At 41.9% G+C, this 6,000-nt stretch carries 3 protein-coding genes; all 3 read left to right on the forward strand.

The annotated features are described in order from the left end of the window. Nucleotides 1-390 precede the first annotated feature (390 nt). Nucleotides 391-1,656 (forward strand): TolC family protein, encoded by a 1,266-nt coding sequence (locus AC1DPZ_RS03580; RefSeq protein WP_477401301.1) that lies wholly within the window; start codon nucleotides 391-393, stop codon nucleotides 1,654-1,656. 17 nt (nucleotides 1,657-1,673) lie between these two features. Continuing rightward, complete coding sequence (locus AC1DPZ_RS03585) at nucleotides 1,674-2,774, forward strand: efflux RND transporter periplasmic adaptor subunit (protein ID WP_477401303.1); 1,101 nt, start codon at nucleotides 1,674-1,676, stop codon at nucleotides 2,772-2,774. A 148-nt stretch (nucleotides 2,775-2,922) separates the two neighbouring features. After that, the coding region (locus AC1DPZ_RS03590; protein ID WP_477401304.1) for an efflux RND transporter permease subunit at nucleotides 2,923-6,000 on the forward strand (3,078 nt) is incomplete at its 3' end.

Raw genomic sequence — 6,000 nt, forward strand, 5'->3', positions numbered from 1 at the left:
CCCAGCTTAATTATTTCTTACAGAAGTCGCAAGCAAACAATCGAATCAAACAACTACATATTAGACAGTTACACAACTGTAAGACATAAAAACCGGGTAACAACAGGTGATAGGCAGGTATACGCAAAGTGTTTCAAAGGTATACCAAAGGTGTAAGAACGGCATCACTTTGGTATCGGGAAAAGCGCATCAAAAAATCCGGATTTTTACGCATTTGAATATTGAATCTCCCTCTTTTTCTAACCCTATTTATTCGGTAAACCCCTAAAATATCCGAAATCCGCACATCTATAATTTGCACATCCGTACATCTCCGCCCCCCTCTTCATAGAAAATTCATAACCGATATGAATTTTTGTAGCGTTGAATTGAAAGATGATTATGTGTAAAATGAAAACCCTGCTACTTCTATTAGTTATATTTTTTTTCTGTAATACAAGCCGGGCCAGCGCCCAAACTGATACGCTGAAAATTAACTTCCAGGATGCCGAAAAACAGTTTTTAGAAAATAACCTGAGCTTACTGGCCCAAAAGTATAATATTGAAGCATCAAAAGCATTGATACAGCAAGCTAAACTTTGGGATAACCCTGTATTGAGCACCGATCAGAATATATGGGATGGTGGCAGCCGCAAATTTTTTAACCATAACAACGGCGGCGGCCAGGTATTTGTTCAGCTTAGCCAGGTATTTGCCACTGCCGGTAAACGCGGCAAACAAGTACAGGTGGCACAAGACGATGCCAAAGTTCAGGAAGCTGCCTTTGCCGACCTGATGCGTAACCTGCGGTATAACCTGCAATTGGATTTTAGTCTGTTGGCTACCTTAAATGCGCAGGAAAAGGTTTACCAGAACGAAATCAACTCCGCAACAAACCTGGTAGGCGCTATCCAAAAATCATTTGATGCAGGTAATACTTCTATGAAGGACCTCATCAGGCTTAAAGCTTTGCTTTTTGGCTTACAAAACGACATGGTGGAAAACAACAGACAGATAAACGATTTGCAAACCGAGCTAAAAACTTTGCTGCAAACCAAAGAAACAGCCTTTGTATATCCCCTCATAAATGATAAACCGGCAGAAACTGTAGCGCTTGATATTCCAACACTGATAGAACAGGCCAAAACCAACCGGCCCGATTATTTATCAAATCAATATCAACTAAGTTCGGCCACGCATAACCTGGCCTATCAAAAAGCCCTGGCTGTGCCGGATGTTACTATTGGTGCGGCATATGATCAAAATAGCAGCTATGCCCGAAACTATTATGGTCTGCAAATTGGCCTACCCCTGCCTTTTTTTAACCGCAACCAGGGTAATATCAAATCGGCTAAATACAATATCCAAAGCCAGGAAAGTACCTTAAAGCAAAACGAACTTCAGCTTAAAAACGATGTGGTTGCGGCTGTAAATCAGTATAAATTAAACCAGCAGTTGTTTTCGACCCAGCAGTTGGAGTTTAATGAACAATATGACAAACTGTTTGGCAGCATGCTCAAAGGTTTTCAGCAAAGGCAAATTAGCTTGGTTGAATTTGTTGATTTTTTTGACACCTATAAGGATACCAAGCTTAAAATACTACAACAACAATATAACCTGCAAAAAGCAATTGCTGATCTGAATTTTGCCACCGGGACAACTATAATTAAATCTTAAAACACTTTATGCTATATATGATGAAAAGAGAAACGCTGATACCTGCTCTTTCGGCTTTACTGTTTTTGGCTGCCTGTAAAGGAAAAACACAGCCTGTTGCCGAAAACAAACCAGTATCTGTAAGCGATTCGATGGCTAAAATAATTACCATTGATACCGCCAAAAGAACTACGATAAAAAACGAGCTCACCTTATCGGGCGAGGTATCAAATGATGAAAACACCGTTGTTAAAGTTTTCCCTTTTTCAAGCGGACAAATATTGGACGTGAAGGTTTCCCTGGGTGATAAGGTAAGCAAAGGTCAAACACTGGCCATTATGCGAAGCGCCGATGTGGCGGGTAATTATACCGACCTTACTGCTACAAAATCAGACCTATCCATTGCAAAACGCCAGCTTGAACAAGCGGAATACCTATATAAAAACGGAATATCGAGCGAACGCGATTATACCGAAGCCAAAGAAAACTACAATAAAGCCGAGGCTGCCAACAGGAAAATACAACAGCAGATAGCCATCAACGGAGGCGGCAATACAAATCCAGGTGGTACTTTAGTGATAAAGGCTCCTGAAAGTGGCTACATCGTCGAAAAAAATGTAACTACAGGCAGCTTTATCCGCCAGGATAATAATGGCAGCATGTTCACCATATCAAACATGAAAGATGTTTGGATCTGGGCTAATGTGTTTGAATCTGATATCAGCAAAGTTAAAACCGGCTATACAGCAAAAGTAACAACCATAGCTTACCCCGGTAAAGTTTTCGAAGGTAAAATTGATGCTGTAAGCTCGGTACTTGATCCGGACAATAAGGTGATGAAGATAAAAGTAGTATTGCCTAATACGGATATGCTTTTGAAACCAGAAATGTTTACCAACGTGGTTATTACCAATAACGATGCGGCCACATCAGTATCAGTACCTGCAAAAGCGGTAATATTTGACAGCAGCAAAAATTTTGTAGTGGTTTATAACAGCAAAACCGATTTAAAGGTACGTGAGGTAAGTGTAATTAAAACGGTAGATGATATAACATACATTGCATCAGGCATTAACGCCGGCGATAAAGTGATCTCCAAAAATGGTTTGCTTTTATATGATGCTTTAACAGGGGATTAGTCTATATAGTATCAAGTAGTTAGTATGAAGTATCAAGACCGGAGCCTGTCGGTTAAGGCCAAGGTCGAATAAAAAACTTGCTACCTGATACTAACTACCCGATACTAATCTTGCTACTTGATACTAAATACTTGATACTATTACTCCAATGAATAAATTCATTAAAAATATAATCTACTTTTCGCTAAGGCACCGTTATTTTGTTTTTTTTATGACACTGGTGCTGGTTGTGCTTGGTATATGGAGTTACATGAACACGCCTATCGAGACGTTCCCGGATGTAACCAATACACAGATCATCATTATTGCTCAATGGCCCGGCCGCAGTGCAGAAGAGGTGGAGAAAATGATTACCATCCCGATGGAGACCGTTTTAAACTCGGTGCAGAAAAAGGCTAACCTGCGTACAACCTCGGCATTTGGTTTATCATACGTACGCATTATTTTTGACGATGATGTGGATGATGCCTTTGCCCGTCAGCAGGTGTTGAGCCGTTTAGGCAATGCCGACCTGCCAGACGGTGTTAAGCCCGAAGTTGAGCCTCCTTACGGCCCAACCGGCGAAATTTACCGCTATACCCTTAAAAGTCATAGCAAATCAATCCACGAACTTACCGCCATACAGGATTGGGTGTTGGACCGGCAGTTTAAATCCGTTCCGGGTGTTGCCGATGTGAACAGTTTTGGCGGCGAGGAAAAAACCTACGAGGTAAGCGTTAATCCATCCCTTTTACAAAAATATGGGCTAACCTCCCTGGATGTTTACACGGCTATAAACCGTAGTAACATTAACGTGGGTGGCGATGTGATCGAAAAGAACGACCAGGCTTATGTAGTACGCGGTATCGGGGTTATTAACAACATCGAAGAGATCCAGAACATCATCATAAAAAATGTTAACAACGTACCTATACTGGCAAAAGATATTGCCGATATTAAAGAAGGTGGTTTGCCCCGTTTAGGGCAGGTAAGCCGCGACAGGCAGCGGGATGTACTGGAGGGTATTATTGTGATGCGCAAAGGCGAGAATCCGGCCGAAGTTCTGGATCGCATTCGTGACAAGGTGAAAGATTTGAACGACAATGTCCTGCCAAAGGATGTCAGGATAGATACCTTTTACGACCGTACCAACCTGATGGATTTTTGTACCGAAACGGTGATCCATAACCTTTGCGAAGGCATTATCCTGGTAACAGTCATTGTATTCCTGTTCATGGCCGATTGGCGCACTACCTTAACAGTTGCTATAATCATTCCGCTGTCGTTGCTTTTTGCTTTTGTATGTATGCGCATAAAAGGCATGAGCGCCAACTTATTATCGATGGGGGCGGTTGATTTTGGTATTATCATAGACGGTGCTGTGGTAATGGTTGAAGGCATTTTTGTGGCCCTTGATCATAAAGCCAAAGAAGTAGGCATGCAAAAGTTTAACGGCCTTGCCAAACTGGGCCTGTTTAAAAATGTAGGTGCCGAAATGGGCAAGGCAATCTTCTTTTCAAAGCTAATTATCATTACCTGTTTAATCCCCATCTTCGCATTCCAGAAGGTTGAAGGAAAAATGTTCTCGCCATTGGCTTATACCTTAGGCTTTGCCTTGCTGGGAGCGCTAATATTTACACTTACACTGGTACCTGCCCTATCAAGCATCCTTCTACAAAAAAACGTAAAAGAAAAGCACAACCCGGTTGTTATCTTCTTTGAGAACGGCATTCGCCGCATGTTTAACTTCACTTATAAAAATCAAAAACTAAGTCTAATAGTCGCGGTGGCATTTATGGCTGTAACCTTCTTCTCGGCAAGGTTTTTAGGATCGGAGTTTTTACCCGACCTAAATGAGGGTGCCCTATGGGTTGAGGCCGAACTGCCGATGAGTGTTTCCTTAAATGAAGCGGAAAGCATCAATCAAAAAATGATGCAGATACTGGAAAAGTTCCCCGAAGTAAAACAAACCCTGGCCCAGGTTGGACGCACCAATGACGGTACCGACCCTAAAGGATTTTTTAACGTGCAGATCCAGGTGGATCTTAAAAACAAAAAAGAATGGCGCAAAGGCATATCCGAAGATGAACTAATAGACATGATGGATAAACAGTTAACCAAAATACCTGGTGCTGTTTTCAACTACTCCCAACCTATCCGCGATAACGTTGACGAGGCTGTTGCCGGGGTTAACGCATCATTGGCTGTAAAAATATTCGGCCCGGATTTTGAAACCCTTGATCACAAGGCAGATAGCGTACTGGGTGTTTTAAAAACAGTTCAAGGCGTTGAGGACCTTGGTGTTTTGCGCAATTTAGGCCAACCTGAATTCAGGATCGAACTGAATCAGCGTAAAATGGCACTATATGGTGTATCAACAGCCGATGCAAACTCAGTAATTGAAATGGCCATAGGTGGTAAAGCTGCAACTGAATTATATGAGGGCGAACGCCGGTTTGATATCAGGATAAGGTATCAGCAACAATTCCGGGATACGCAGGATAAGATTGAAAACCTGATGATCCCTACCCTTAACGGATCAAAAATAGCGATAAAAGAGATTGCTACTATCAAAACAACAACTGGCCCTGCATTTATATACAGGGATAATAACACCCGTTACATAGCCGTCAAATTTTCAATAAGGGGTCGCGATTTGGGCAGTACCATCGCCGAGGCACAGCAAAAAGTTAACTCAAAAGTAAAGCTGGATCATGGCTATTCATATGCATGGGCGGGTGAGTTTGAAAATCAACAACGAGCATCAAAAACATTAGCCCACGTGGTACCAATTTGTTTACTTGTTATATTCCTTATTCTGTTTGTCACCTTTGGTAATGCCAAGGATGCTACACTGGTGATCATGAACGTACCATTTGCATTGATTGGTGGTATACTGGCATTGCACATAACCGGGACCAACTTTAGTATTTCGGCAGGTATTGGTTTTATAGCCTTGTTTGGGGTATGTATCCAAAACGGCGTAATCCTGGTATCTGTTTTCAAAAAGAACCTGGAAGAACACATTCCGCTTGACAAAGCCATATTAGATGGTGTAATAAGCAGGGTAAGGCCGGTGGTGATGACAGCCCTGATGGCAGCCATAGGTTTAATGCCCGCAGCTGTATCAACAGGTATCGGTTCAGAAACCCAGAAGCCATTAGCTATTGTGGTTATTGGCGGTTTAGTTACATCAACCATTTTAACTTTATTAATATTACCTATCATATATGCTATAGTTCACCGC

Source organism: Mucilaginibacter sp. P4_G9 (genome assembly GCF_056400985.1).